Origin of the sequence: Rhodococcus sp. H29-C3 (genome assembly GCF_030063405.1) — a bacterium.
GTDB lineage: Bacteria > Actinomycetota > Actinomycetes > Mycobacteriales > Mycobacteriaceae > Rhodococcoides.
This window is the reverse complement of record NZ_JASITC010000015.1, coordinates 63,419-90,224: the sequence shown is the minus strand read 5'-3', so window position 1 is coordinate 90,224 and position 26,806 is coordinate 63,419. Positions and strand designations below refer to the sequence as shown.

Here is a 26,806-nt window from a genome sequence, read left to right as displayed (position 1 = left end):
TGCATCTGCGAGATGCCCTTCGTTGTGGCCGAATCTTTCCCTAGACAAGATTGATTCTTTCACCACGGCAGGGCATTTCGCTTCTGCGACTCGGTCACGTTCACGGCCCAATCGGTGCATTCAGGTTTATCTCACGGAGGGTGTGCTCGCCGTCGACACGGACTTTGTTCGCATCGGCGCTGTGATAGCACGGGCTACAGGTGAGATTGCACTTCGGAAACACTCCGTGAGTGCCCTCGCATCCGACGGCATGCCGACCGAGCGTCTGTGCCGGTGTTCGTGCCGCCGCGGGTAGAGCCGCCCACCTCGCGTCCAACGCAGATCGGGTTCTCGGATCGACCGGCCTGTAGCGAAGCTCGATCCGCCGCACGTAAGCCCGGGCCTTCTTCCACACTGTCGGCCTCGTTGTCTTCACAGTCAGGTAACCCGATGTGGACTGTTCATTGTTCCAGTGTGCGCGAACATGAGACGGTCACGGCGACATCCCGAGGCGACCTAGGTTGCCGAGTCAATGAACCTTCGGCATGGTGGAGGTATGACCGACAACGCAAAGATCACTGTCGAACGCACCATCGAGGCTCCCGTCGACGCGGTATTCGATGTCCTGTCCAACCCCGAACGACATCAAGCGCTCGACGGCTCCGGTTTCATTCGTGGCGTGGACCATGCCGACCGGATCCAGAAGGTCGGCGAGGTGTTCACGATGAACATGGCGGGCGATCACATGGGCGGCGATTACCAAACCGACAATCACGTTTCGGGATACGCGAAAGACAAGTTGCTGGCCTGGAAGAGCGCACCCGCGGGGACGGAGCCTCCCGGATGGGAGTGGCTGTGGGAGCTGGAGTCGCAGGGGCCGAACGAGACCTTGGTGCGCCACACCTACGACTGGTCGAAAGTGACCGATAAGAAATTGCTCGAGCAGGTCAAGTTCCCGCTCGTCACCAAGGAGCAGCTGACGGACACCCTCGGTCGATTGGCCGCCGAAGCTACTTCCTGATCGATCACTGACTCGATCGGGCTTCGTTGATCGATGCACCGAAACTAGAGTGGTCTCATGAGCACGGGTGCAGGACGTTTCGCTCCCAGTCCGTCGGGAGATCTACACCTGGGAAATCTGCGCACTGCACTTCTGGCCTGGTTGTTCGCCCGATCGACCGGTCGGAAGTTTCTGATGCGAATGGAGGATCTCGATCGCGTCCGCCCCGGCGCCGAGGAGCGCCAACTCGCCGATCTGCACGCGATAGGCCTCGACTGGGACGGCGCGATCGTCCGCCAGTCTCAACGCACCGCGTTGTACGAGGATGCGATCACGTCGCTGCTGGCGTCGGGGTGGACCTACGAGTGCTTCTGCACCCGCAGAGAGATTCTCGAGGCGGCATCGGCTCCGCACGCGCCGGACGGGGCGTACCCGGGGACGTGCCGAAACCTCACCTCGACCGAGAAAGCGTCGATGTCTCGCCCTCCCGCATTGAGATTGCGGTCCGAAGTGACCGATTTCTCTGTCGACGACGCGTTGCTCGGCCGATTTCACGGGCTCGTCGACGATTTCGTGCTCCGCCGAGCGGACGGCGTGGCGGCATACAACCTTGCTGTCGTCGTCGACGACGACGAGCAAGGCATTGACCAGGTTGTTCGTGGTGACGACTTGTTGGCGTCCTCGCCGCGCCAGGCTTACCTTGCTTCTCTGCTCCAATTATCCACTCCCACTTATGTGCATGTGCCGCTTGCACTCAATGCTCAGGGGCGCAGGCTCGCCAAACGCGATGGTGCGGTCACCCTGGAGGATCAAGCTGCGCTCGGCCTCGGCCCGCACGATGTGCTGGCAGTTCTGGCGCAGTCACTGGAGTTGGCGGGCCCGAACGAACCGGTTACGACGGCCGAGCTGCTGGCTCGTTGGAATCCGAACTCGCTGCCGCGCACGCCCTGGATATTCGAGACATAAGGGATATCGGCTCGGCAGTGATTCGGACCTGGGGATTGCGCGTGTTTGGATAGGGCACGTGACAGTTCCGCAGACCCCAGACGAACCCGATACCGTAGCGCAGTTCGCGCACGTGAGCCGTGGTTACTATCCGACAATCGTGGCCCTGTTCGTGGCGACCCTGATCATCTCGAATGTGTCGGCCAGTAAGGGCGTCGCATTCTTCGGTGACAGCGATGTCTTCCTCGGCCCGCTCCAGATCCTCCCGATCAATACGGATGGGGCGTTCTTCCTCTTCCCGTTGGCGTACATCCTCGGCGACGTGCTCAGCGAGGTGTACGGGTTCAAGGCGACGAGGCGCGCAATCTATCTCGGCTTCGGGTCGATTACTTTGGCCGCCCTCTGCTTCTGGATCACCATCGAGCTGCCGGCCGCGAGCTTCTACGAGAATCAGCAGTCACTGGAAACCGTTGTCGGTGTGGTTCCTCGACTGGTCATTGCCGGGCTGGCCGGTTACTTCGTGGGCCAGATGCTTAACTCACTGGTGCTGGTGGCTATCAAGGAGCGCACCAAGGAGAAGCATCTGTGGGCGCGGCTCATCGGTTCGACCATCGTCGGTGAATTCTTCGACACTCTTATCTTCTGCTCCATCGCGGCCGGAGTCATCGGGATCAGCACGTGGGCGGATTTCATCAACTACGTCATCGTCGGATTCCTGTGGAAGACGACCGCCGAGATCATCGTCATGCCGATCACTTACCGGGTGATCGCGTACATCAAGAAGCGCGAGCCCAGCTACCAGGTCGTGTAATCGACCTGCAGATCTGCCGACGAAATGGGGCCCGACCATTGCTTGGTCGGGCCCCTTCTTTCACCCGCAACCAAGCCGTTACTCACTGAGCCATTGACAAATGGCGCGGTCCATACGATTCTTTTCGTATGCCCTCGTCCTACAATGCTCGTGCCGTCGTAACCGGCGCGGGGAGCGGCATCGGCCGCGCCTTCGCCATCGAACTGGCTGCTCGCGGCGGAGAAGTGATCTGCGCCGACATCTCGCTCACTCGGGCACAAGAAACTGCCGCGATGATCGACGGTTACGCCGTGGCCTGCGACGTCGCCATCCGCGAACAAGTCGAAGAATTAGCGCTCTTCGCCGAGCTGACCTTCGGAAGCGCACCCACCCTGGTCGTCAACAACGCCGGCGTCGGAATCGGCGGAAAGCCCGTCGGCGACATCGGTTTCGAGGACTGGAACTGGGCCCTCGGAATCAACCTGTGGGGTGTCGTCCACGGCTGCGAAGTTTTCCTGCCCGCAATCGAAGCCGCGGGCGAAGGCGGTTTCATCAACGTCGCCTCGGCCGCCGGATTTGCCGCTGCCCCGTTCATGGCGCCCTACAACGTCGGCAAGGCCGCGGTCATTTCGCTGTCGGAAACGATGGCCGCCGAACTATCCGGCACCGGCGTGAAGGTCACCGTTCTGTGCCCGACGTTCGTCAAGACCAACGTCGCCGTCGACGGTCGGATCACCGGCGCGGCATCGACATTGGCCGAGAACCTCATGCGCTCGACCGGTTTCACGCCCGGCAAGATCGCCGTCGACACCCTGAACAAGTACGACCGCGGACGCCTGTACGTCGTCCCTCAGCTCGACGCCAAGGTCATCTGGCGCCTCAAACGAATCGCTCCAGCTCTCTATACCCGCGCCCTCGGGTTGCTGGGACGGCTGGCACCACAGGAAACCACCGAGAAGGCAGGAGTCTGACATGGCATTCGATTTCGAAGACATGCTCGTCAAGATCAAGGACAAGCAGTGGGCGTTGGCCGACATCGACTGGGATGCACCGGGAGCGGAGACGATCAGTCCCGAACTCTGGACCAAGCTCAAGCCTTTCATGTCCGACCTGATGTGGATCGAAAATGTCGGAGCCCGCGGGTTCGCCGCCATGGCGACGAAAGCCCCCACCGATACCCTCAAGGAGATCTACAACTACTTCCACGCCGAGGAGCAGAAGCACGCCAATGCCGAGCTCGCGCTGATGAGGCGCTGGGGGATGCTCGACGGTGACGAGATTCCGCAGCCCAACATCAACGTCAAGCTTGTCATCGACTGGCTCGACAAGTATTCGGACCAGACCTCGCTCGCCGTTCTGGGTACGGTGATCCCGATGCTCGAAGTTGCTCTCGACGGTGCACTGGTGAAATTCATCGTCGACGAGATCGACGACCCGGTCTGCCAGGAGGTGTTCAAACGAATCAACTCCGACGAATCACGACACCTCGCAGTCGATTTCCAGGTGATCGAACTTCTCGGCCATGCCAAGATGCGCAAAATCCTCGTCGAGACCGTCGGGGCGTGGATGAAACCGTCACTGATCATCGGCACCCTCCGGTATATCCCGCTGCTCAACAAGATGCGAGACAACATCGTGGACATGGGTGTCGACGAGCAACGGCTGTACTCCGCTATGGGTCGGTTCAAGAAGGTCGGGGAAAGAAGCGAATTCCCCAAGCATCTGCCCATGTACCGCTTCATCAGCTGGCATGCCGGGGTGGTTATCAACCGCGCCCACCCGTATCACAAGTTCGCCGACGGCCTTGTCCGTCTCACTGCCAAATACCCCAAGCGATTGCTGCGCCCCCAGCCGACCTGGTCCAAAGAACTCACCTACGAGCCGATCGCATGAACCAGACGTTGAATGTTGCCATCATCGGCGGTGGCTTCGCAGGAATCGGCACGGCAATCCGGTTGAAGCAGAAAGGTATCGAAGACTTCGCGCTTCTCGAGCGAGGCACTTCGGCCGGCGGCACATGGCGCGACAACACCTACCCGGGTGCCGCGTGCGATATCCCGTCGCGGCTGTACTCGTACAGTTTCGCTCCCAATCCAGACTGGTCGCACACATACTCGGGAAGCGCGGAGATCCTCGGCTACATCGAGCACATGGTCGAAGCATTCGACCTGCGGCCACATTTTCGATTCGGCCACAACGTCACCGACGTGCGCTGGAATGACGCAACGTCGCTGTGGGACATCACCTTCGACGCCCAACCGACAATGCATGCTCGCACCGTCGTCATGGCGTCGGGACCTTTGGCCAATGTAAGCTTTCCGGCAATCAGAGGTCTCGACACCTTCACCGGCCACAAGATCCACAGTGCCCGCTGGGACCACGATTACGACTTCACCGACAAAAAGGTCGCCGTCATCGGAACCGGCGCGTCCGGTGTCCAAATCGTCCCCGAGTTGGTCAAAGTTGCCAAGTCGGTAAAAGTCTTTCAGCGCACGCCAGGGTGGGCATTGCCTCGAGTCAATTTCGAGACGCGGCAGACCACCAAGGACCTCTACCGACGTTTTCCCACAGTGCAGACAGCAGCGCGGAAGGCCTGGTTCTGGGGCCACGAGTCCGTCGCTCTGGGTGTGGTGTGGAATTCTCCCCTGACTCGCGTCGTGGAAGCCGTCGGGAAAGTGCACTTGCGACGCCAGGTCGCAGACCCTTGGCTACGTCGTCAACTCACCCCGGATTTCAGAGCGGGTTGTAAGCGGTTGCTGATGACGAGTGAGTTCTACCCGGCATTGCAGAAGGACAATTGCACGCTCGTCACCTGGCCGATCGCCACACTGGCGCCTGACGGCATCAGGACGGTAGAAGGTATCGAGCACCAAGCCGACGTCATCGTGTTCGCGACGGGTTTCGACGTGTGCAAGACGGGCACCCCCGTTCCGATCCGAGGCAGGGGCGGGCGAGTGTTGGCCGACGAGTGGAGCGGTGGGGCAAAGGCATACAAGTCCGTTTCGGTAGCTGGATACCCGAACATGTACTTCACGTTCGGCCCCAACTCCGGCCCTGGGCACAGCTCGGCGTTGGTCTACATGGAAGCCCAGATCGACTACCTCGTCGACGCGATATCCTTCGCCCTTTCCCGCGACGTCGTCCTCGATGTCCGAGAGGACCGTCAACGCGACTACAACGACGATCTGCAGAAGCGGTTGCAGCACACGACATGGAATTCCGGTTGCTCCAGTTGGTATCTCACCGAGGACGGCTTCAACGCAACGATGTTCCCCGGGTTCGCGACGCAGTACGTCGGACAATTGAAGGCCGTCGACTACGACGATTACGCCGTGAGCGAGTACCGGCCACTCTCGCGGTCACCTAGGTGAACTTCTAAGTGAACACAGCATCACGTAGTCGAATTCTTGCCTCGACTCCACATGGGCAATACGAGGAACGATGCGAAGAAGAAGCACAACGCGCCGACGAAGGTGCCGGTGTTGGCGAGGGTCGAGTCGACCGTGGCACCGTCCGGGGTGACGAAGGCAGCCACCGCGGAGACGCCGAATGCGAGACACCCGATCAAGTTGATCTGCCCGGACCACCAGTCGGCCGCGCTCGGGTCCCAGAATTTTCGGGCGTGGGTATACGCGATGATCACCAGTACCCCGCTGATGAGGAAAGCGACCGAGCCTCCCGCATCCGGACTCCAGACGAGGCGTTTCTCTTGGGTGACCGAGCTCGGCTTCAGGGCCGCGGTGGTGCTGACGTTGAAAAGTAACGTTCCTGCGAATTGAGTTGCCGCGGCCAGCCACTCGAGCCGGACCATGTCATCTGAACTACCGGAAACTTTCGTCTTGACCGCACCGCTTCTGAGTAGCTGAATAAATCCGGCAGAGGTGAAAAACCACGCGCCGATGAAGAAGCACACGTTGGAAACCGAGGCACCGGCCCAGGCGCCGAAACCCGGTACAGCCCCCAATGCGAACAGTGACGATCCGATCATGAAGCCCCAGCACTGCTTTCGCAGAGTCGGCGTCAAGATCGCGGCGTGCCAACGTGGTGTTTCCGCAGCAATACTCATGCAACCTTCGATTCGTTTCCACGCACCACCACCGGACGACTTGCCACGCTCAGTGGTGGAAGTGGGATCCTTCGCCCACTCGCGGCATAGGTGCAGTAAGGCTGTCGAGAAAAGTAACCTCCCCTTCGAGGTCCCTGAACAGTGCGTCTGCTAGATCTTCGCTCAACCCGACACGTACCACGATGCGCTGAACTGTCATCTCGCCTAGATTGTCGGCCATCGGATAGGCAGGAACGAGCCATCCCTTCATCCTCAACCGATCGGAGAGGTCGTACAGATTCCACTTGTCGGTATACCCCTCTTTCAAGCGCCAAGCGAAGACCGGGATGGTGTCCCCCTTGCTGACCAGTTCGAAAGCATCAAGTCGCGCAATTTTCGACGAAAGATGCTGTGCCACATCGAGTGAACCCTGCTGCACCTGACGAAAGCCCCTGAACCCCAATCGAAGGAACATGTAGTACTGCAGCAATACCTGAGCTCCTGGACGCGAGTAGTTCAGCGCCAAGGTCGGCATGTCTCCCCCGAGGTAGCTGCAGTGGAAGACCATGCTCGCGGGCAAGGCTTCTTCATCTCGCCAGACGATCCAGCCGACGCCGGGGTACACGAGGCCGAACTTGTGCCCGGAGGTGTTGATCGACGCCACCCGGGTTACTCGGAAGTCCCACTCGAGATCGGGCTGACAGAACGGGGCAATCATGGCGCCGGATGCGCCGTCGACGTGGATCTGAACGTCGAGCCCGGTATCGGCTTGAATTTCGTCGAGCTTCTTGGCGATGTCGGCGACCGGCTCGTACATGCCGGTGTAGGTCTGCCCCATGATCGCGACCACGCCGATTGTGTTCTCGTCTACATACTTCTCGAGTTCGTACCCGTCGAGAACCATGTGGTCTTTGCTGATCGGAACCCACCGCGGCTCGACCTCGAAATAATTGCAGAACTTCTCCCAGCACACTTGAACTGCAGTGGACAGCACGATGTTCGGGGTCTCGGTCGACTTCCCATCCGCTCTACGACGACCTTGCCAACGCCGCTTGAGTGCGAGTCCACCGAGCATGCACGCTTCCGAGGAACCGATCGTCGAGGTACCGATTGCGGTGTCGATGTCGGGACTGTGCCACAGATTGCCCAATATCTTCCAGCAGCGCTCCTCGATTGCAGCTGTTTGTGGGTACTCGTCCTTGTCGATCATGTTCTTGTCGAAGGTCTCGCTGTAGAGCTTCTTGGCCTCGTCGTCCATCCAGGTACTGACGAAGGTGGCGAGGTTCAGACGCGCGTTGCCGTCGAGCATCGCCTCGTCGTGCACGATTTGATATGCCGTCTCCGGCAGGCTCATGTCGTCTGGGATCCTGAATTTTGGAAGTTCGGTGGCCTCACCCGGCCTCACGAACACTGTGTTCATAGAGAGCACGTCACCGAGGTTGGTGGTTTGTCGTGCATTGGTGTGATGTTTGGTCATGACTTCCTTCTTTCGCTCGTAGCAGAGCTCTGTCTGTTCAGACATCAGAAGCTAACCAAAAACACAGTTCACTAGAAGGTCAGTCTGTGAAATCGGATAGAAGCGTTCAACGAGGTTCAGTGAATTCTTTCACCGCTGTCCGTCGCGGGGACGAACTTTCCGGTGTGCACGAAAACTCGGATCTGGCCATGAAAAGCATCGTATGTCGATGCTGAACGAGATGGGTCGATTTTTCGCTTTCCAGTCTTCGGGTGCGGGGTAAAGTCCGAACCACGACATTCCTTCTCAGTCTTGGGACGGTTGGCGCCGGCTTGCCGTCGGGACACCCGTGCAATTGCCCGTCTATCCGCTTTATGCCCATTGCTGAGCCAACCGTCACTCCGAACCAGCACGACGACATACGCGCGATCGATCAGGAGCCAAGAGATGCCCGCCTCCACCGAAGAAGCTCCGAACGTCGAGCACTCGCCCCTCGATGAAAACAACCAACCACCGAACAAGGTTCGCTTCGGACGAGTTCGACATTGGCTGGCCAGGTTCAATCCAATCGGTTTGATATTCGCTCTGGCGTTCTACTGCTGGTCCATGTCCCCGTCGCTGCTACCACGCCCCTGGAATCTCCAGGCTGTTGCCAGCGGCGTGAGTGCGGCGATCGGCTACGGTTTAGGAGTCCTGGTTCTTTGGCTCCTCCACAAATGTGGGCTGACCCGACAGTGGACACCGCGATGGCAGCGGGCCGGTTGGATCACGGTCGGAATCGTGGCTCTGGTCGTGATTCCCACCTTTCTCGTACTCGGATCGTGGTGGCAGGATATCTCCCGCGAACTGGTTGGTATCGAGCCTGGCAGCAACTGGGACTACTTTGGAGTATTTGCCGTCGGCGCAGTGGTCTTCCTGCTCTGCTTACTCATCGGACGCGGTCTTCGGCAGCTCGTGCACCTACTCGACCGATTCGTCGATCGATTCCTACCCGCACCCATTGCGCTGGGCGTCAGTGCGCTCGTCGTAACTGTGATCGTGGTGCTCATGATCGAAGGCATTCTCTCGACGGGAATTTCGCGTATCGCCAATGGTTCTGCCGCCGTAGCAGACAAGGGCACAGCCGACGGAGTGGTTCAGCCTACTTCGCCAGAACGCTCAGGGTCTCCGGAGTCGCTCGAGAGCTGGGATTCGCTCGGGCGTGAAGGCCGGACGTTCGTGGCAGACGGACCGGATGCGGCACAAATCGCCGAAATTACGGGAGCTGCTGCGCTCGAGCCGATCCGGGTGTACGCCGGTCGAGTTTCGGTAGACGCCGATGGTCTCGACGAGAGCCGAAACGTCGTCGACTCACTTGCCGACAATGTTGTCGCCGAGCTCGACCGGACCGGCGCGTTCGATCGAGAGTATCTTGCAGTGGCCACCACCACCGGGCGTGGTTGGGTGAATCAGAATGTGGCTGCATCACTCGAATACCTGTCCGGCGGCAATTCGGCGATTGCGGCGATGCAGTACTCGTTCCTGCCGAGCCCCTTGGCATTCCTTGCGGATCGGAAGACACCCAAGCTTGCCGGGCGCGCGTTGTTCGAAGCGGTGTACGCCCGTTGGAGCAAGCAACCCCCTGAGCAGCGGCCCAAGCTATTGGTGTTCGGGGAGTCCTTGGGTTCGTATGGCGCGCAGGACGCATTCTCCGGTGCCCAAGACATCATTGCCCGAACTGACGGCGCCCTATTCGTCGGCACCCCCAATTTCACCGAGCAGTGGCGGCAGATCACCGATTCCCGAGATCCCGGTAGTCGTGAAATCCTGCCCGCTGTCTACGGTGGCGAAAATGTACGCTTTGCCTCGACTCCCGCCGACCTCGATGCACCGGGGCTCGGCGAGTGGGATTCGCCGCGCATCGTGTACTGGCAGCATGCAAGCGATCCCATCGTGTGGTGGTCACCGAGCCTGCTCCTCAACAAACCCGACTGGCTCGAAGAGCCACGCGGCGAAGACATCGACAAGGGTATGACCTGGGTGCCGTTTGTCTCGTTCTGGCAGGTCACCCTGGACATGGTGTTCGCTGCCGAGGTTCCGTACGGCCACGGCCACGCCTACGGCCCAGAAGCGGTCTACTTCTGGAACGAGATCCTCGACAACGATAACCAGGAACTGTCGGACCGTATTTTTACGGAGCTCGATAACTGAGCAGCGTAGATATTCTTTCTGACACGCAGCTCGAAGTCACGGCGTCACTATCGCAAAGTTCGGATCGGGCGCGTCGAGGTAACTTGCCAATTCCGCCAGCTGGCTCGGATCGCCGTCGACGCGTACCTTTCCGTCCGAGATCATTGCACCGAGGTCCATCCCACCGAGCAATATACCGATCAGGTCAGGCCGGGTCAGGTGGAAAACGGTGTCTCCGCGAGGTGCATCGTGATCAAGGTCGAAGTGAACCAAAAGGCCGTTACGCAACGCCGTTCGGTGCACCAGCTCTTCGTCCGTGATGTCCCAGTCCAGCACGATGTCGGCCGACCACGCCCGTGGCCAGTCGACACGCAGCGCGATGGCGTCGAAGAGCTGCCCTACCGTGAGTGCCCCGAGAATGTCGGGGGCAGCAGCGACGATCGGTGTGCCGACGTTGCCAAGCCTCAACTCGTATGCGCCCATCAGGTAGAAATTGCGCCAAGTGCCGTTCTCACAGCCGAATCCGAGCTGTTCGAAGGTATCGGCCTGAAGAGTACGGGCGTCGGAATTGTCTGGCTCCGCGAACAGTACATAGTTCAAAACCTGCGCAGTCCAGCGAAAGTCGCCACTATCGAACGTCTCTCGCGCCTTCCGGAGTACTTCCGCGGAACCACCCATGAAGTCGACATGCCGTACTGCGGAGTCGACGGGAGTGTGCTCCCACAGCAAAGCTGGATTGCCCTCGAACCATCCCATGTACCGCTGGTAGATGGCTTTGACATTGTGGCTGACCGATCCGTAGTAACCCCTGGTGTGCCAGGCGCGAGCTATGGCTGGAGGCAACTCGATTTCTTCAGCGATCTCGGTACCCGTCAACCCCTGATTGATCCGCCGCACCGTCTGGTCGTGAAGATATCCGTACAGATCGCGTTGGAGTGCCAGAAACTCGGTCAGCCGCTCCGTCCCCCAGGCGGGCCAATGATGTGAAGCGAACAGCACATCCGATGTGGATGCATACCGGTTGATCGACTCGGTGAGATATACGGACCACACATGCGGATCGCGTACGAGAGCGCCACGCAGAGTCAATAGATTGTGCAGGGTATGGGTTGCATTCTCGGCCATACACAAGGCGCGCAGATCCGGGAAGTAGAAGTTCATCTCCGCCGGAGCCTCGGTTCCCGGTGTGAGCTGGAATTCGATCCGCACACCGTCGACTGCCTCCACATGACCTGACCGGTCGATGGAGACAGTCGGCGAAATCAGCGTCGGTGTACCTGTCGACGTCGTCAAACCAAGACCTGCCCCCACCGCCCCCAGAGGATTACGAGGTAGCGCAGCTCCATACATATAGGCTGCACGGCGAGCCATTGCTGTTCCCGCATAGACGTTCTCTTCCACAGCGTGTTCGACGAATCCGGCAGGCGCCAATACCGGGCACCGGCCGGCCTCGACGTCCTCCACGGTGGTGACACCCTTGATACCGCCGAAATGGTCGATGTGACTGTGACTGATGATGACACCGGTGACAGGCCGTTCGCCGCGATGGGCCCGGTAGAGAGCGAGTCCTGCCGCTGCTGTCTCCGCCGAGATCAGCGGATCGATGACGATGACCCCCGCATCTCCTTCGACCAGTGTCATGTTCGAAAGGTCCAGCCCTCGAACCTGGCAGATTTTCTCGCTCACTTCGAACAAGCCTTGCTTGGCGCAGAGTTGAGATTGACGCCACAAGCTGGGGTGCACCGTCGGTGGACACGAGTCTTTCAGGTAAGCAAATGAATCGCAGTCCCAGACAACAGACCCGGCAGCATCGGTGATGGCGCCGGGATGAAGTTCCGCGACGAACCCACGGTCTGCATCTGCGAAGTCCTGCTTGTCGGAGAAGGGCAGGGTGCGCAAAATGCGTCTTCGTGCACGGCTCGCACCGTTGGTGTAGCGCCGGTGTCAGTGGACATAGCTTCCTTTCGGTCCGACCGTCTCCTGCTTCCGTAGGACCTCGACCGTGGTGATGGCATACCTGTGCGGTCGCGACCGAAGAGTGAAACAGGACCTCATTCGACAGTACGAACTGCGAACGATCTCCACCTCACACCATTCGGGTGACCTGAGATCGATACCACCGACAACTACTCATCACAGGCATCGACTTCCGCAGAAGTCAGCCGCGCTACGGTGTACAAAGCAGTCGGGTAAGCGAAAGGATCTTCGGTGGAGTATCGGATCGACGATCTTGCGCATGCCGCGGGCACGACCTCTCGTAACGTCCGGGCATACCGTGAGCGGGGACTTCTTCAGCCGCCGGAGAAACGCGGGCGCGTCGGGATCTACGACGACTCACATCTCGCACGATTGCGGCTCATCGATCTCCTTCTGCAACGTGGATTCACCACCAGCCATATCAGCGACTTCATCACCGGCTGGGAGAACGGCAAGGATCTCGCCGAAGTACTCGGCTTACAGAATGCAGTAACCGAGCAATGGTCGAAGGACGACACCGTCGAGGTTCCACTCTCGCTCGTCGACGAATTCCTGGGTGACAGTGACCAGCTGACGCGCCTACAGTCACTCGGCCTTGCACGAGTCGAGGGCGACACCTGCGTCTTCACTGATCCGGAACTCCTCGGAAGTTTCTCGTCACTGTCCGAGTACGGTTTGACGATCGGTAAGCTCATCGACGTCCACGAGCGGATTCACGCCGCCGTCGACGGCATCGCCAAAGATATGATCGGTACCGCAAAGAAGCACATCACCGACGTGCACGGCGAAGGCTGGCTGCCGGGTGACGATGAAGTCGGTGCCACTGCGGACATGCTGGTCAAGATGCGTGAGCTCGCCGTTCATTCGGTGAACGCGACCCTCGCGCGAGCGCTCGACGAGAACCTCGGGCGCGAACTCGGTGACTACCTCGCCCAAGCTATGCAACAAAAAGCTGAGCATCAGGACCTGGCCTGAGCCATGCCCAACAACCATTATCACCATCTGATGTTCGGGCCTTCCGCCATCGAGCGGCAGACCGCGACCGGGAGTTACACCGCGTACGGTTCACAGACCGAACGCGCCGACGACGGCCCCATGCCGCTGGATACCCGAGAGAAACTCATCATCCGTGAGGCTGATCAGTTTCACATCGCCTCAGTCGCCGAATCCGGCTGGCCGTACATTCAGTATCGCAGTGGCCCAGAGGGTTTCCTTCAGGTCCTCGACGATTCGACGCTGGGATTCGCTGATTTCGCCGGCAACAACCAATATGTGACCACGTCGAATATCGATCACGACGGCCGCGTTGCGCTATTTTTGGTGAACTATCCACTGCGCCAGCGCCTCAAGCTATTTGGCAGAGCACGTGTGATCGAAGCCGACGCCGACCCCGAACTACTGGCCAGGCTCCAGGATCTGGGAACTCGAACAGTTGCCGCGAAGTCCGCGCGCAGCATCGTCATCGACGTCGAGGCGTTCGACTGGAACTGCTCGCGCAGCATAATTCCGCGATTCGACCAGGCTTACCTCACCGAGTTGTCGAAGGTGTACCAACGCAAGGCGGCCGAACGGGAAGCAGAACTGCTCCAGCGGATCGAAGATCTGGAAGAGCAACTCGCCCAACCGAAACGGACTACCGGTTAGCACTTCCGTAGAAACGACCGAGATACTCGGTCTTGAACTCCTCGAACCGTCCCTCGTTTATCGACGCTCGGATATCGTCGACCAGCTTCACGGTGAATCGCTCGTTGTGAATAGTGCACAGCGTCGAGGCCAACATTTCCTTCGCCTTGAACAGGTGGTGGATGTAGGCCCGCGTGTAGTGAGCGCATGTGTAGCAGTCGCAGTGTTCGTCGATCGGTGTGAAATCACGACGATTCTTTGCCGTATTTATGTTGAAACGTCCTGTTGGGACATAGATTGCTGCATTGCGTGCGACGCGAGAAGGGTTGACGCAGTCGAAGGTATCGGCGCCGTTCTCGATGGCAGTGAAGAAGTCGTCCGGCTCACTGATACCGAGCATGTGACGCGGCTTGTGTTCGGGCAGTTCTTCGTTCACCCAACGCACGATCGTCCCGAGGTTCTGCTTCTCGAGTGCGCCGCCGATGCCGTAGCCGTCGAAACCTCGCCCGGTCTCACCGGTGATCGTCTCCAGATCGTGTGCAGCCTTGCGTCGTAGATCTTCGTACTGCGCGCCCTGCACCACACCGAACAAAGCCTGATACGGCTTCCCGACGCGTTCTGCGGTGAGCCTCTCGTGCTCCTCGACGCACCGGACGGCCCATGCTTGGGTACGATCGACCGATAGTTCTTGGTAGCCACGGGTGTTCATCAGCGTGGTGAGTTCGTCGAAGGCGAACATGATGTCGGCGCCGAGGCGGTGTTGGATCTGCATCGACACCTCGGGCGTGAATCGATGCTTCGATCCGTCGAGATGCGATTTGAAGGTGACGCCATCATCGTCGACGTGGGCGAGACGCTCCTTACCTTCGGCGATGACGTCGTCGGACTCCACGCGGCTCGCGTCCATGGAGATGACCTTCTTGAAACCGACACCGAGCGACATCACCTGGAAGCCCCCACTGTCGGTGAAGGTCGGCCCGTCCCAGTTCATGAACTTACCGAGGCCACCTGCCTCGTCGATGATGTCCGAGCCCGGCTGCAGGTACAAGTGGTATGCGTTGGCGAGTACGGCCTGGGCGCCGAGCTCCTTCATCGCTTCTGGCAGAACTGCTTTGACGGTTGCCTTGGTCCCGACCGCAATGAACGCCGGGGTAGCGATGTCGCCATGTGGGGTGTGGATGGTACCGGTTCGACCGAGCTGACCGTCGAGGCGGCTGTCTATGTCGAAGAAGGGATCGTTTGGAGCGCTCACTCGACCAACCTTAGGCGAACTGCGACGCATACAGCCTGTTGTACGCCCCGCCCGACTCGACGAGCGAGTCGTGATCGCCTTGCTCGACGATCCGGCCTTCCTCCATGACGACGATCAGATCGGCGTCGCGGATGGTCGAGAGTCGGTGAGCGATGACGAAGCTGGTGCGGTCGCTGCGCAACGCTGCTGTTGCTTTCTGCACCAGCAACTCGGTGCGCGTGTCGACCGAGCTCGTCGCCTCGTCGAGAATCAGGATCAGCGGTTTGGCCAGGAACGCGCGGGCGATGGTGATGAGCTGCTTCTCTCCGGCACTGACGTTGTTTCCTTCCTCGTCGATGATCGTGTCGTAGCCGTTGGGCAGAGAGTGCACGAACTTGTCGACGTAGCTCACTCGCGCCGCTTCGAGGATCTCTTCCTCCGACGCATTCGGATCTCCGTAGGCGATATTGTCGCGAATCGTTCCGCCGAAGAGCCAAGTGTCCTGCAACACCATTCCGGTCCGTCCACGTAACTCGTCGCGGCTCATCTCGCGGGCGTCGATGCCATCGATGGTGATTCGGCCCGAGTCGAGTTCGTAGAACCGCATGATCAGGTTCACCAATGTCGTCTTGCCCGCACCCGTGGGGCCGACGATTGCAACGAGATGCCCGGGCTCGGCGACCAGCGACAGGTCCTCGATCAGCGGCTGACTCTCGTTGTACCGGAACGAGACGTTCTCGAAGGCGACGCGGCCGAGATTCGACACGGGGACGGCAGGTTCGTCTGGATCTGCGTCCTCGTCGTCGGCATCGAGCAGGTCGAAGATCCGCTCGGCCGAAGCGACACCGGACTGGACGAGGTTCACCATCGAACCGACCTGCGTCAAGGGCTGGGTGAATTGACGCGAATACTGGATGAACGCCTGTACTTCACCGAGGCTCAGGGTCCCCGATGCAACTCGCAACCCACCGACGACGGCGATGATCACGTAGTTGATATTTCCGAGAAACATGATGGCGGGCATGATCATTCCGGAAATGAACTGTGCTCGGAAGCTCGACTCGAACAGTTTGTCGTTGCGGTCGTCGAACTCCTGCTCGACCTCCGCCTGCCTGCCGAATGCCTTGACCAGTTCGTGACCGGTGTAGGTCTCCTCGATCTGCCCGTTGAGCCGCCCCGTGTGCTTCCACTGGGCGACGAAGTGCGGCTGCGATCTCTTGGCGATGACGGCTGTGACAACGAACGAAGCCGGAACCGTCAGCACCGCAACGAAAGCGAGCAACGGCGAGATCCAAATCATCATCCCCAAGATGCCGAACACGGTCAGCACGGAGGTGATCAACTGACTCAATGTCTGCTGCAGGCTGGTGGAGACGTTGTCGATGTCATTGGTGACACGACTGAGCAACTCACCCCGGGTTCGAGAGTCGAAGTACTTCAAGGGAAGTCGGTGAATTTTGCGCTCCACACTGTCACGCAGATTGCGCACGGTGCGCTGGAGCGCGATGTTGAGGATGTATCCCTGGGCCCAGGCGAGCACCGCCGACGCCAGATACAGCGCGAGTACGAACAGCAGAACATTCCCGACGGCCGAGAAGTCGATCCCGACACCAGGGGTGACGTCCATTCCCGACACCAGGTCTGCGAAGGTTCCCTGACCCTGCGCCCGAAGTCCGTCGATGGCTTCCTGCTTGGTCTCACCGGCGGGAAGCTGATTCCCGACCACACCGTTGAAGATCAAGTTGGTGGCATGCCCGAGGATGTTCGGACCGGCAACGGTGAGAACAACGCTCACGACGGCGAACGCCAGCATCAGCGACAGCAACGTCTTCTCCGGCTTCAGAAGTCCGAGTAGTCGTTTGAGTGAGGACTTAAAGTTCAGTGCCTTCGTTCCGGGCGCTACAGGCGCGCCAGGACGTCCTGCTGCCGGCCCCGCCGATAGGGATTTGGTCAGTACAGGCTGTGTAGCAGGCTTCGTCACGATGCTGCCACCGCATGCTGCGAGTCGACGATCTCGGCGTAGGTGGGGCACGTGATGACCAAGTCTTCGTGCGTACCGAGCCCGACCGGTCTGCCATCGTCGAGCACGAGGATCTGATTCGCGTCGACGATGGTCGAGACGCGTTGTGCAACAACGATCATGCAGGCATCCTTCATGACGTGTTTCAGCGCGCCTCGGAGGTTGGCATCGGTGGTGAGGTCGAGTGCGGAGAACGAGTCGTCGAACAGGTAAATGCTCGGGCGTCGCACGAGGGCCCGTGCGATCGCGAGCCGCTGACGCTGACCACCGGATACGGTTGTTCCCCCCTGCGCGACGGCGGTCTCGAGGCCGTCGGGCATCTTTCGGACGAAATCTGCACCTTGCGCGATCTCGAGCGCCTCCCACAGTTCTTCGTCGGTGGCGTCGGACTTGCCGTATCGAAGGTTGGTGGCGATGGTTCCGGAGAACAGGTACGGCTTTTGCGGGATGAGGCCGATCTCCGATCTCAGGATGTCGATGTCGAGTTCGCGAATATCGACGCCGCCGACCAAGACCTGCCCCGCCGTGACGTCGATGAGTCTGGGGATCAGGTTGATCAGTGTGGTCTTACCCGATCCGGTACCGCCGATGATGGCGGTGACCTTGCCTGGTTCGGCGACGAGGTCGACACCGCTCAGTACGGGGAATTGCGCTCCAGGAAAGGAGAATTCGGCGTTGCGCAGCTCGACACGGCCGGGCGTCGTCACGAATGCCTTGGGCGCGGCAGGCAGTACGACCGAAGATTCGGTGGCAAGCACCTCGCTGATGCGGTCGGCACATACCGACGCCCGCGGCACCATCATCGCGATGAACGACGCCATCATGACCGACATCAGGATCAACATGATGTAGCTGAGAAGCGCTGTCAACGAACCTATTTCCATGGTTCCGTCGTTGATGGCATGGCCGCCGAACCAGATCACCGCGACGCTGGTCACGTTGCTGATCAGCATCACTGTCGGAAACATGAGGGCCATCAACCGACCGACACGAAGCGCGGCATCGGTCAAGGAGTCGTTGGCGACGGCGAATCGATCGATCTCGAATCGCTCACGCACGAAAGCCCTGACGACGCGGATGCCGGTGATCTGCTCACGGAGTACGCGGTTGACTGCGTCGATACGGATCTGCATGGACCGGAACCCCGGCACCATGCGAACGACGATGAGTCCCATCGAGATTGCCAGTCCGGGAACCGCGATCAGCAGGATCCAGGCCAGACCGATGTCCTCCCGAAGCGCCATCACCACCCCACCGATACACATGATCGGCGCCATCACCAAAATGGTGAAGCCCATGACGATCAGTAGCTGGACCTGTTGCACGTCATTGGTGTTGCGGGTGATGAGCGAGGGCGCGCCGAACTGCCCGACTTCACGTGCCGAGAATGTCCCGACGCGATGCAGAATGGACTTCCGCAGATCGCGGCCGGCACCCATGGCAGCTTTCGCACCGATGAGCACGGCCGCGACCGAGCAGACGATCTGAACAAGCGAGACACCCAGCATCCACATGCCGGTGGACACGATGTAGTCCGTGTCCCCGCGAGTGACGCCGTTGTCGATGATGTCCGCGTTGAGTCGCGGTAGGTAAAGCGAGGCAGCCGTGGCCACGAACTGCAGCACCACCAGTGCCGCAATCGAACGCTTGTACGGGGCCAGATAGGTCTTCAGCAGTGGAATCAGCATGACGGCCGAAGGTTACTCGTGCACATATAGAACAGTCTCCACACTTTTCGGGGGTGTACGAGGCAACCTTCGGCCGATCTCGACTCAAGCCGTGACTGGTTGCTCCTCCTTGGCCTTCGGCCTGGCTGCGTTCAACTTGGCACCTTCGATGTCGACGTCGGGAAGAATCTTGTCGAGCCACTTGGGCAACCACCACGCTTTGTCGCCGAGAAGCGCCATCACCGACGGGATGATGACCATGCGGACGACGAATGCATCGAAGAAGACTGCGGCAGCCAAGGCAAAGCCGATCGACTTGATGAACGAGTCCGGTTCGGCCATGAAGGCCGCGAACACGGAGATCATGATGATGGCAGCGGAGGTGACGACGCGTGCGCCGTACTTGAACCCGTTCACGACGGCGTCCTTCGCAGTTGCGCCGTGCACGTACTCCTCGCGCATTCGAGACACCAGGAACACCTGGTAGTCCATCGCGAGCCCGAACACCACACCGATGAGGAAGATCGGCATGAAGCTCACGATCGGTTGCGGGTTACTGATCAACCCCAGGCCACCTTCTTGGAAGATGAACACCGTGGCGCCGAACGTGGCGAGAACGCTGAGCAAGAAGCCGATCGTGGCCGTCAACGGCACCAGAATCGAGCGGAACACCAGCATCAGCAGCACGAACGCCAGTCCGACCACCACCGCCAGGTACGGCACCAACGCGTCCTGCAAACGCTCGGAGACGTCGATCTCGAGTGCGGTCTGACCCGTCACGCCGTAGGAGACGCCGGTGCTCTCCTTCACTCCGGATTCCGCAGCCCTCAGGTTCTCGACGAGGTCCTTGGTTTCCTGGCTGTTCGGCCCACTGGACGGTGTCACGATGATCTGAGCGGTATCGCCGGCCTCGTTCACCGCGATGACCTGAGCGTTGGACACATCGGATTGTTCGTAGATCGCGTCGACGACCTTCTGGAAAGCCGCGGTGCGATCGTCCTCGGCCACGTCGGTGGCGTCGGCGATGGTCAGAAGCGGTCCACTCTTGCCCGGTCCGAATCCTTCACCTTCGAGGTCGTAAGCCTTACGCACGGATGTCGCCGGGTCGGCCGTGGCAATGCTCGGCAGTGCGAGCGAGAGTCCGGTCGTCGGGCCTGCGATGACGCCGAGGAGCACGATGCCGCCGATGAGACCCAAAGCTGGGCGCTTGACCAGGAAGCGTGCCCAACGAAGGCCGTTGGTGGGCGTCGCGTTCGGATCCTCGGGGTCGGTGGTGTTGACGAACTTGATCTTGCCTGCGAAAGCCTTGCCCTTGTAGAGGCCGAGCATTGCGGGCAGGAAGGTCAACGCAATCAGCACTGCAGTGAACACGGCAAAGGCAGCGGCCAGACCCATCTGCGACAGGAACGGAATCCCGACGACGCGCAGGGCAACGAGCGCAATCAACACAGTTGCGCCGGCGAACACGACGGCCGAGCCTGCCGTTCCGACGGAGCGTCCGACGGCTTCCTCCCGATCATCGGTGAGCGTCAGCTCATGCCGATATCGAGCGAGAATGAACAGTGAGTAGTCAATGGCGACCGCGAGGCCGATCATCACCGCGAGAATCGGGGTGAACGAGGACAGATCGGCGAAGCCGGACGCGGTGGTGATGGCGAGGCTGCTGATACCGATGCCCACGATGGCAGTGATCAGCGGAAGGCTGGCCGCGGCGGCCGACCCGAACATGATGAGCAGCACGATAGCGGCGACGGCCAGGCCGACGATTTCGGACGTCCCGCCCGGTGGGGACGCATCCTGGGCGACACTGCCACCGAGTTCGACGGTGAGGCCCGCATCGCGTGCCGGCTGAGCAGCATCGTCGAGTGCGGTACGCAAATCGTCGGTGACGTCGGCGAGCTCGGTGACAATCGGGACATCGAGCGTGCCGATGTTGCCCTCCGGGCTCAACGGCGACAGCGCTGCGGCGTTGGCGGCCGCGACGTCGGGAGCGGTGCCGTCCTTGGCTGCGAGTTCGTTGTACTGGTCGACGATTGCTTTGTTGCCTGCAACCGGGCCGGCCAGCGGCTTCTCTCCGCCTGGCTTGACCGAGGCCTCGACGTCGGCGATCTTGTCGATCTCGGCGATGGTGGCATCGATCGCTGCGGTGTACGCAGGCGTGTCGAGGCTTTGACCGTCAGGCGCTGCGAAGACGTAGTTCGCAGAGACGGCTGTCAACGGGTCTTCGGCGTCGCCGAATCGCTCGGACTGTAGATCGAGTGCCGACTGCGCGGGCGTGCCCGGAATATTGAACGAGTTGGCAGTAGGCCCCGAAAGGGTCGACGCCCCGATGCCCGCCAGCACCAGAATTGCGAGCCACAGGGCAATGACTATGCCTTTTCGTCGGTAAGCGAACTTGCCGATTCGGTATAGATAGGTGGCCACTGGTTGATTCCTCAGTTCGTTTTCGTTGTATTCGGGGCCGGAAGGCCTGCTTGCAGTTGATCGAATGCATCCTCGACGAGCTGTTTGGGTGAGAGCATTCCCGAGGTGTCGTTGGTCCAGAGGGTCAGCGCTGCAACGACAGCGGCGCCGACGGCCATCTGCAGCAGGTTTGGATAGAGATCGGTCTCGATGTCGGTGCCGGTTCGTTGCGCGATCGCTTCGCCGAGTACGCGGGTGAGTGACTGATGAATCTCGAGCTTGCGGGCCATCACGGCGGGATTGGATTCGATGAGCTGTGCGGCCGCGAACGTCTCGCCGAGATCACGCTCGGGATCGGTCACGATCGACACCGCGATGTAGCGCAGCGATTCCCAGATCGGTTCCTCCGCCGGCCGCGCACGAAGCATGCCGAACCACTCGAGCGCAGATGTCTCGATGTGATGGAGGACAGCTTCTTCCTTGTTGGCGAAGTAGTTGTGAAATGTCCGCGTGGATACGCCAGCCTCGGCAGCGATGGCGTCGGCTGTGACCGCGTCCAGTCCCCGAGCCGTGCCGAGACGGACAGCCGCGAGACCGAGAGCATCGCGGGTTGCCGCCTTCTTCAGGTCACGAAGGCCGGTGTTGGGAACAGTCACTCCACCCAAACTACGGACTTTGCAGAGTTCTGCAATGTTGCACTCGACTGCAAGTATGTCGAATGCATCACAACGCCTATTGCTTATGAACTAGGACACATCACTAAGGGCTGCTTCAGCGTCGTGCCCACGCCGCCGGATCGCTGGTCAGGTCGAAGATGAGCGACGGCAGGTCGTCGTCGGCGATCTCCGCCAACGAGACAGCCTCCAGAACGGCACGCATGTTCGATCGCACAGCAAGCCACACCAAGCGAAGCGGTTCGGCAGGACCGGGATAGTCGACATCCTCCGGGCGCTGACCCCGAACCGACGCCAACGGGCCCTCGACCGATCGAATGACGTCGGCGACGGAAATTTCCGCGGGCGGACGGGCCAACCAGTAACCGCCGTCCGGGCCACGCCTGCTGCGCACCAAATCGGCTCGCCGGAGATCGGCGAGAACGGACTCCAAGAACTTGTGCGGGATGTTCTGCGCCGTCGCCAGCGCCTCCGCCTTCCCCACAACTCCGCCGGCCGCGGCGAGCTCGAGTAGCGTGCGCACGGCATAGTCCGCCTTGGCGGTAATGTGCACCGTCGGTCCCTTCGTAGGATGTCTCCAATTCCTATCATTGGAATAGGAAATGAGCCAGTTCCTTGCTGGTTGAGCGGACGCCCTTCTGGAGCGGACACCCATTTGGAGCGGGCACCCTTTTTGGTAAGCCCGTACCGTTTCTCACACGCGAATACGGGGGCATGCTTGGTAAAGATGGTGCGCGCTTATACCGTCCAGCAGGCTGCGATCGTGTCGAGTACGCCAACGAACTGGTGCCCACCCGATCTGTGCTCGTGAACCGACGCCGAGGGCAGACGGATCGAGTGCAACTTCAGGTGGGTAAACGGGACGACGTCGTCGTCGCGGCAATGATGCAACGCCAGCGCCATCTCGGGTTCTGGTCCGGTGAACGCATAGTCCTCGACGTCCCAGCCTTTCGGAGTCCACTCCGGCATTGCCAGCAGCACAGCATTCGACGGTATCGCCCGACGCTTCTCCGCCAGCACACGTAGCAGGATCGATGCGCCGAAAGAATGCGCGACGACGAGATCCCCGGACTTCACCGAGTCCAGGTACCTGCGAACAATCGTGGCCCATGCCTCGAACGACATGTCTTCGTCCGGGATATGCGGCATCTCCACGGCGCACCCGAGTCTGTCCGCAAGCCCCTCCGCTATCGGGCGATCGTCGATGAATCCGCCGGCACCGTGGAAATAGAGCAATCGCCGCATGATGCATCCTCCTCGAATCTGGTTGGTCCAGTAAGCAGACCCGGGCGGTCGAGCCGAATCACCGGTCTGGGCTCAGGCGCCGCCGGAAGGGAACCGATTCTGCCTCGGCTGCGTCTAATCTGTCGACGGAACAATCAAGGGGGATCGATGGGACGCGGAGTGCTGGCGACGGCAGCTGCTCTGACCCTCCTCACCAGCTGCGGCCAACCCGTCGAAGGCACCCCGGTCGCCGGCGAATCCTCATTGGCAAACCAGTTCGACCCCTGCACCATCCCCGACGACGCCATCGCACGAACCGGACTCGACCCCGACTCCCGTCTCGCCGAGGCTGATATCGGGATTTCGACTAAGGAATGGAAGAGATGCCGCTGGCAGGAAGCGTCAACAGTTCCGCGATACTCCTATCACATCCTATTTTCACAAAAGTTCACCCTTGCTGACGTACGAAAGAATCCAGACAACGTCGGATTCTCCGACGTCATGGTCGGTATTCGTGCAGCGCTGCTCTACCGATTGAGGGTTTCCGACAGCAAGGGAATTTGTGACCTCGCATTCGATACCGAAGAGGGTGTCGTCATCATTTTTGCCAACAGCCAAAGCCCCAGCGACACTGTCGGACAGGATCTTTGCGAGATCGTCCGGCGACACACGGAAGATGTCGAATCGCATCTGCCACCATCGTGAACAATCGAGCTTCCGTCAAGAGGAGCACACGTGCCCCCGAAATCACCCGAACCGAATCTCCTTACGCATTGGCAAGACCTCGCTGCCGCAGCAGACGATGGCCACCTCTACTTGACCGCAGACGCCGCAAGAGCGTGCGATGTGGCGTGCAATCAGTATCTCGATGTACTGAAAACCTGCAAGAGTCGCGCCTACGAACTCGCGCACGTCAAAGGCATGGGTGACTTCGAATCCGGCAGAGCGCTGGCGCGGAAGTTTTCGTTGAAAGCAGTGGGCGGTGACAACAACCTCGTCGACGTCTTGGATAGTCACATCCTCGTCGTCGAATCCATGCAAGCCGTCTTCCGCAAGTTCATCGTCAGCACCACCGCAACGGATGTAGAGAACGCGGCGAGTATCGACGGACCGAAGTAGGAGTCGACGGACCCTATAGCACGGCAAAACAGAGCTATCTCAGTGCTGTTGGACGATATTGAAGACGTTTCCATCTGGTGCCCGGACGAAGAACCGAGTTACTCCCCAGGGCTCGGTGGTCAGCGGATGCACGATGTCATACCCATTTTCCTGCGCCTCGGTGAGGGCCGCGTCGATGTCCTCGACTTTGATCGAGACGACGGGGTTGGCGGAAGCAGATGCGTCGTCTGTGAGAATTTGTATGTGGGCACCGGTCTTCGGCGACGTGTACCGGGCAACCCATCCCAAGTTGAACTCTTCGACGCTCAGGCCGAGGTAGTCGGTGTAAAAGCTTCGAGCCTCGCCCATATCGGGTACCGAAATGTCGGCGATGATGTCGGTGATCTTCATGTGCATCTCCTCCGCGAGGTGATTTCTCTTCTTCGAATCCTGCCATGAGACTGCGCCGGTGGCCCGCGATCGACGATCTTGAATCGATGTTCTAAGAGTTCAGGTTGATCAGAAAGTCCACGGATCCGGTTGCTTCGACTGTCACGAATCCTAGTGACGGCGGTTCGATTCCGTAGTCGCTCCACGTCGTCGGGATACTGCCCGACGCGATCAACGAATCACCGGATTGCAGCACCTCCATCTGAACCGAGACCTTCCGGGGCTGGTCTTTGAGCGTCAAAGTGCCTTCTGTTGCGACGGTTACGGTAGTTCCGTCCTTCGGGAGAGCCGCGAGGTCGATGGGCGAATCGATGGTGAAGGTTGCCGTCGGGTAGGTAGCCGTGTCGAAGATGTTCCCGCGGAACTGACTGTCGCGTCGCCCACTGTCGGTGCTGATCGAATTCGTCTGCACCACAACCTCACCCGCGGTGAGCGAATTGTCGGCGATGGTGACGCTGCCGCTCACCTCGGTGGTCGAACCTACAACCGTGACGTCGGCGCCGTTGAGAACCTCCTTGACGGTGTATCCCGCTGCCGTTGTGTTGGCTGCATCTCCTGCGACCACCGTCCAGCGTCCGTCGATGTCGTCGGTCGATGCGGCCTGCGCTCCGGATGTGGACACGGTAGCCGCGGGGGCGTCGTCCTCGGCGAAAACTTTGCCGTAGATCCAGGGCCCGACGAGAATTACGAGGGCCACCACGACCACTACTCCGAGTGCACTCCACCGTTTCTTGGTCATGTAGCCTGATGTTAGTTGCACCTTCAAGTCGATGGGTGCCCTAGCGCCTGGCAAGTTACTGAGAAATTTGCCCGTCTGGGCCGGCAGGGCTCGGCCTGGATAGCCGAGACAAAACTCCTCCCGAACTGGAATGCTGGTATTCGACGATCAAGGTGGTGGCGCGAATGCCGGACGAAGTACGACTGCTCAACCTCGCCGCCGGCATGGCGGTGACGGCAGCAGGTGCCGCACGCGGGTCCTTGCGCGTGCTGACCCGGTTACCCGGCCTGTCCGGACCCGCCGAGGCTCTGTCGGTACGCGGGGAGCGCGCGGTAGCTGCAGCCGCTGTAGTCGTGGACGCGCTGCTTCGTGTCACGATCACCAAGGTGGTTGCTGCCGCCCTGGACGAGATCGATCTGACGCGGCTCATCCGAGAGAACGTCGATATCGATTCCATCGTCGAGGGCGTCGACCTGGACAGAGCTGTCGCGAGGGTAGATCTCGACAGCGTGGTCGCACGAGTGGACCTCGACAAGGCCGTGGCGCGGGTCGATATTGCCGCCGTCATCGGTCGAGTCGATCTCGATGCGATCATCGAGACCGTCGACCTCGATCGCGCCGTTGCGCGGGTGAACCTCGATTCCGCGATCGCCAAGGTGGACCTGATCGCTCTGGCGAACTTCGTGATCGAGGGTGTCGACCTGCCGGACATCATTCGCGAGTCGACGGGGTCTCTGTCGGCAGAGGCTGTGCGAGGAGTCCGCAGCCAGGGAATGCAGGCCGACGACGCGGTGACGCACTTCGTCGGACGGCTGTTCGCACGCGATCCAGGTCCGGCGACTCCATGAGCCATCCGCAGCCGTCACTCGAGGACATGCGGCCGGCCGGGATCGTCACGCGCGGAGTTGCTGCGTTCATAGATCTCGCCGTGGTCGGGGCGCTGATGGGCTCGGTGTACGTGGGCTCCCACTTCCTGCAACTGTTGTTCAGTCCGCAGTCCTTCAACTTCCGGTCTCCGGCGGCATTCCTGTCGATTTCGGTTTTCCTCGCGCTGTCGATCGGCTATCTGACGCTGTGCTGGGCGACGACCGGTCGTACGGTCGGCGCAATTCTGATGGGTGTCCGGTTGGTCTCTCCTCGTCACAGAGTGCTGCGGTGGCCGTTGGCGGCGTTACGAGCCGTGCTCTGTGTCGTTTTCGCTCTCGGTCTGTTGTGGGCGGCTGTCGACGTGCGCAGGCGATCGTTGCAGGACATCGTGCTGCGCACTTCGGTGGTGTACGACTGGCAGCCGAACGCCGCGTTGGTCGATCCGCACGCGACTACTGGACAATAGGGAC

Annotated in this window: 25 protein-coding genes; 13 read left to right on the top strand and 12 right to left on the bottom strand. The window is 60.3% G+C overall.

Translation table 11 applies throughout. The features are described from left to right. Window positions 1–535: 535 nt before the first annotated feature. The 6 genes from QMK32_RS22050 (at window position 536) to QMK32_RS22025 (ending at window position 6,085) form a co-directional block, all read left to right on the top strand. Window positions 536–1,000, top strand: coding sequence for an SRPBCC family protein (locus QMK32_RS22050; RefSeq protein WP_283477508.1), 465 nt, complete (start codon window positions 536–538; stop codon window positions 998–1,000). Window positions 1,001–1,057: 57 nt separating this feature from the next. Beyond that, entirely contained in the window at window positions 1,058–1,945 is an 888-nt protein-coding gene (gene gluQRS / locus QMK32_RS22045) for a tRNA glutamyl-Q(34) synthetase GluQRS (RefSeq protein ID WP_283477507.1), read from the top strand. Window positions 1,946–2,003: 58 nt separating this feature from the next. After that, window positions 2,004–2,735, top strand: coding sequence for a queuosine precursor transporter (locus QMK32_RS22040; RefSeq protein WP_283477504.1), 732 nt, complete (start codon window positions 2,004–2,006; stop codon window positions 2,733–2,735). A 128-nt stretch (window positions 2,736–2,863) separates the two neighbouring features. Continuing rightward, entirely contained in the window at window positions 2,864–3,685 is an 822-nt protein-coding gene (locus tag QMK32_RS22035) for an SDR family NAD(P)-dependent oxidoreductase (protein WP_283477502.1), read from the top strand. A gap of 1 nt (window position 3,686) precedes the next feature. Next, complete coding sequence (locus tag QMK32_RS22030; RefSeq protein WP_283477501.1) at window positions 3,687–4,607, top strand: ferritin-like domain-containing protein; 921 nt, start codon at window positions 3,687–3,689, stop codon at window positions 4,605–4,607. Beyond that, window positions 4,604–6,085, top strand: a complete 1,482-nt coding sequence (locus QMK32_RS22025; RefSeq protein WP_283477500.1) for a flavin-containing monooxygenase — start codon at window positions 4,604–4,606, stop codon at window positions 6,083–6,085. Before QMK32_RS22030 ends, QMK32_RS22025 begins: the two co-directional genes overlap by 4 nt. A gap of 20 nt (window positions 6,086–6,105) precedes the next feature. Here the strand turns inward: QMK32_RS22025 and QMK32_RS22020 are convergent, their stop codons facing one another. Beyond that, the gene (locus tag QMK32_RS22020; protein WP_283477499.1) at window positions 6,106–6,780 is read right to left on the bottom strand and encodes a hypothetical protein; all 675 of its coding nucleotides are present in this window, start codon (window positions 6,778–6,780) and stop codon (window positions 6,106–6,108) included. A gap of 49 nt (window positions 6,781–6,829) precedes the next feature. After that, a complete protein-coding gene (gene gad, locus QMK32_RS22015) occupies window positions 6,830–8,236 on the bottom strand; it encodes a glutamate decarboxylase (protein WP_283477498.1) in 1,407 nt (468 codons plus the stop codon). 426 nt (window positions 8,237–8,662) lie between these two features. On the opposite strand from gad, the gene QMK32_RS22010 reads away from it, so the two are divergent. Continuing rightward, a complete protein-coding gene (locus QMK32_RS22010; protein ID WP_283477497.1) occupies window positions 8,663–10,405 on the top strand; it encodes an alpha/beta hydrolase in 1,743 nt (580 codons plus the stop codon). 36 nt (window positions 10,406–10,441) lie between these two features. Here QMK32_RS22010 and QMK32_RS22005 read toward each other — a convergent pair whose 3' ends face one another. Next, window positions 10,442–12,286, bottom strand: coding sequence for an alkyl/aryl-sulfatase (locus QMK32_RS22005; protein WP_283477518.1), 1,845 nt, complete (start codon window positions 12,284–12,286; stop codon window positions 10,442–10,444). A 306-nt stretch (window positions 12,287–12,592) separates the two neighbouring features. On the opposite strand from QMK32_RS22005, the gene QMK32_RS22000 reads away from it, so the two are divergent. Together QMK32_RS22000 and QMK32_RS21995 are read left to right on the top strand one after the other, a co-directional pair. Continuing rightward, the gene (locus tag QMK32_RS22000; protein ID WP_283477496.1) at window positions 12,593–13,336 is read left to right on the top strand and encodes a MerR family transcriptional regulator; all 744 of its coding nucleotides are present in this window, start codon (window positions 12,593–12,595) and stop codon (window positions 13,334–13,336) included. Between the two features lie 3 nt (window positions 13,337–13,339). Continuing rightward, window positions 13,340–14,005 carry a pyridoxamine 5'-phosphate oxidase family protein gene (locus QMK32_RS21995; RefSeq protein ID WP_283477494.1) on the top strand — a complete coding sequence of 222 codons (666 nt, stop codon included), beginning with the start codon at window positions 13,340–13,342 and terminating at the stop codon, window positions 14,003–14,005. On the opposite strand, the gene tgt is transcribed toward QMK32_RS21995, so the two are convergent. The 7 genes from tgt to QMK32_RS21960 all read right to left on the bottom strand — a co-directional run bounded on the left by tgt (window position 13,995) and on the right by QMK32_RS21960 (window position 23,224). Continuing rightward, on the bottom strand, window positions 13,995–15,266 hold the full coding sequence (tgt, locus tag QMK32_RS21990) for a tRNA guanosine(34) transglycosylase Tgt (protein WP_084345712.1): 1,272 nt from the start codon (window positions 15,264–15,266) through the stop codon (window positions 13,995–13,997). The two genes, QMK32_RS21995 and tgt, sit on opposite strands and share 11 nt — an antisense overlap. Then, a complete protein-coding gene (locus tag QMK32_RS21985) occupies window positions 15,247–17,169 on the bottom strand; it encodes an ABC transporter ATP-binding protein (protein ID WP_502943736.1) in 1,923 nt (640 codons plus the stop codon). Before QMK32_RS21985 ends, tgt begins: the two co-directional genes overlap by 20 nt. 23 nt (window positions 17,170–17,192) lie before the next feature. After that, entirely contained in the window at window positions 17,193–18,923 is a 1,731-nt protein-coding gene (locus QMK32_RS21980; RefSeq protein ID WP_283477491.1) for an ABC transporter ATP-binding protein, read from the bottom strand. A gap of 84 nt (window positions 18,924–19,007) precedes the next feature. Further along, the gene (locus QMK32_RS21975) at window positions 19,008–21,326 is read right to left on the bottom strand and encodes an MMPL family transporter (protein WP_283477489.1); all 2,319 of its coding nucleotides are present in this window, start codon (window positions 21,324–21,326) and stop codon (window positions 19,008–19,010) included. 11 nt (window positions 21,327–21,337) lie between these two features. Beyond that, entirely contained in the window at window positions 21,338–21,961 is a 624-nt protein-coding gene (locus QMK32_RS21970; RefSeq protein WP_269302181.1) for a TetR/AcrR family transcriptional regulator, read from the bottom strand. Window positions 21,962–22,076: 115 nt separating this feature from the next. Then, window positions 22,077–22,532, bottom strand: coding sequence for an RrF2 family transcriptional regulator (locus tag QMK32_RS21965; protein WP_283477487.1), 456 nt, complete (start codon window positions 22,530–22,532; stop codon window positions 22,077–22,079). 185 nt (window positions 22,533–22,717) lie between these two features. Continuing rightward, window positions 22,718–23,224, bottom strand: a complete 507-nt coding sequence (locus QMK32_RS21960; RefSeq protein WP_283477484.1) for an alpha/beta fold hydrolase — start codon at window positions 23,222–23,224, stop codon at window positions 22,718–22,720. Window positions 23,225–23,371: 147 nt separating this feature from the next. On the opposite strand from QMK32_RS21960, the gene QMK32_RS21955 reads away from it, so the two are divergent. Then, complete coding sequence (locus QMK32_RS21955) at window positions 23,372–23,908, top strand: DUF3558 domain-containing protein (RefSeq protein WP_283477482.1); 537 nt, start codon at window positions 23,372–23,374, stop codon at window positions 23,906–23,908. A 30-nt stretch (window positions 23,909–23,938) separates the two neighbouring features. Then, window positions 23,939–24,322, top strand: coding sequence for a hypothetical protein (locus tag QMK32_RS21950; RefSeq protein WP_283477480.1), 384 nt, complete (start codon window positions 23,939–23,941; stop codon window positions 24,320–24,322). Window positions 24,323–24,361: 39 nt separating this feature from the next. Here the strand turns inward: QMK32_RS21950 and QMK32_RS21945 are convergent, their stop codons facing one another. Both QMK32_RS21945 and QMK32_RS21940 read right to left on the bottom strand, forming a co-directional pair. Further along, complete coding sequence (locus tag QMK32_RS21945) at window positions 24,362–24,712, bottom strand: VOC family protein (protein ID WP_283477479.1); 351 nt, start codon at window positions 24,710–24,712, stop codon at window positions 24,362–24,364. 91 nt (window positions 24,713–24,803) lie between these two features. Next, the gene (locus tag QMK32_RS21940; protein WP_283477478.1) at window positions 24,804–25,490 is read right to left on the bottom strand and encodes a YceI family protein; all 687 of its coding nucleotides are present in this window, start codon (window positions 25,488–25,490) and stop codon (window positions 24,804–24,806) included. A 164-nt stretch (window positions 25,491–25,654) separates the two neighbouring features. Between QMK32_RS21940 and QMK32_RS21935 the strand changes: the two genes are divergently transcribed. Then, window positions 25,655–26,317: a hypothetical protein gene (locus tag QMK32_RS21935; RefSeq protein WP_283477477.1), complete on the top strand. Its 663-nt coding sequence runs from the start codon at window positions 25,655–25,657 to the stop codon at window positions 26,315–26,317. Further along, complete coding sequence (locus tag QMK32_RS21930) at window positions 26,314–26,802, top strand: RDD family protein (protein WP_283477476.1); 489 nt, start codon at window positions 26,314–26,316, stop codon at window positions 26,800–26,802. Before QMK32_RS21935 ends, QMK32_RS21930 begins: the two co-directional genes overlap by 4 nt. Window positions 26,803–26,806: the final 4 nt, after the last annotated feature.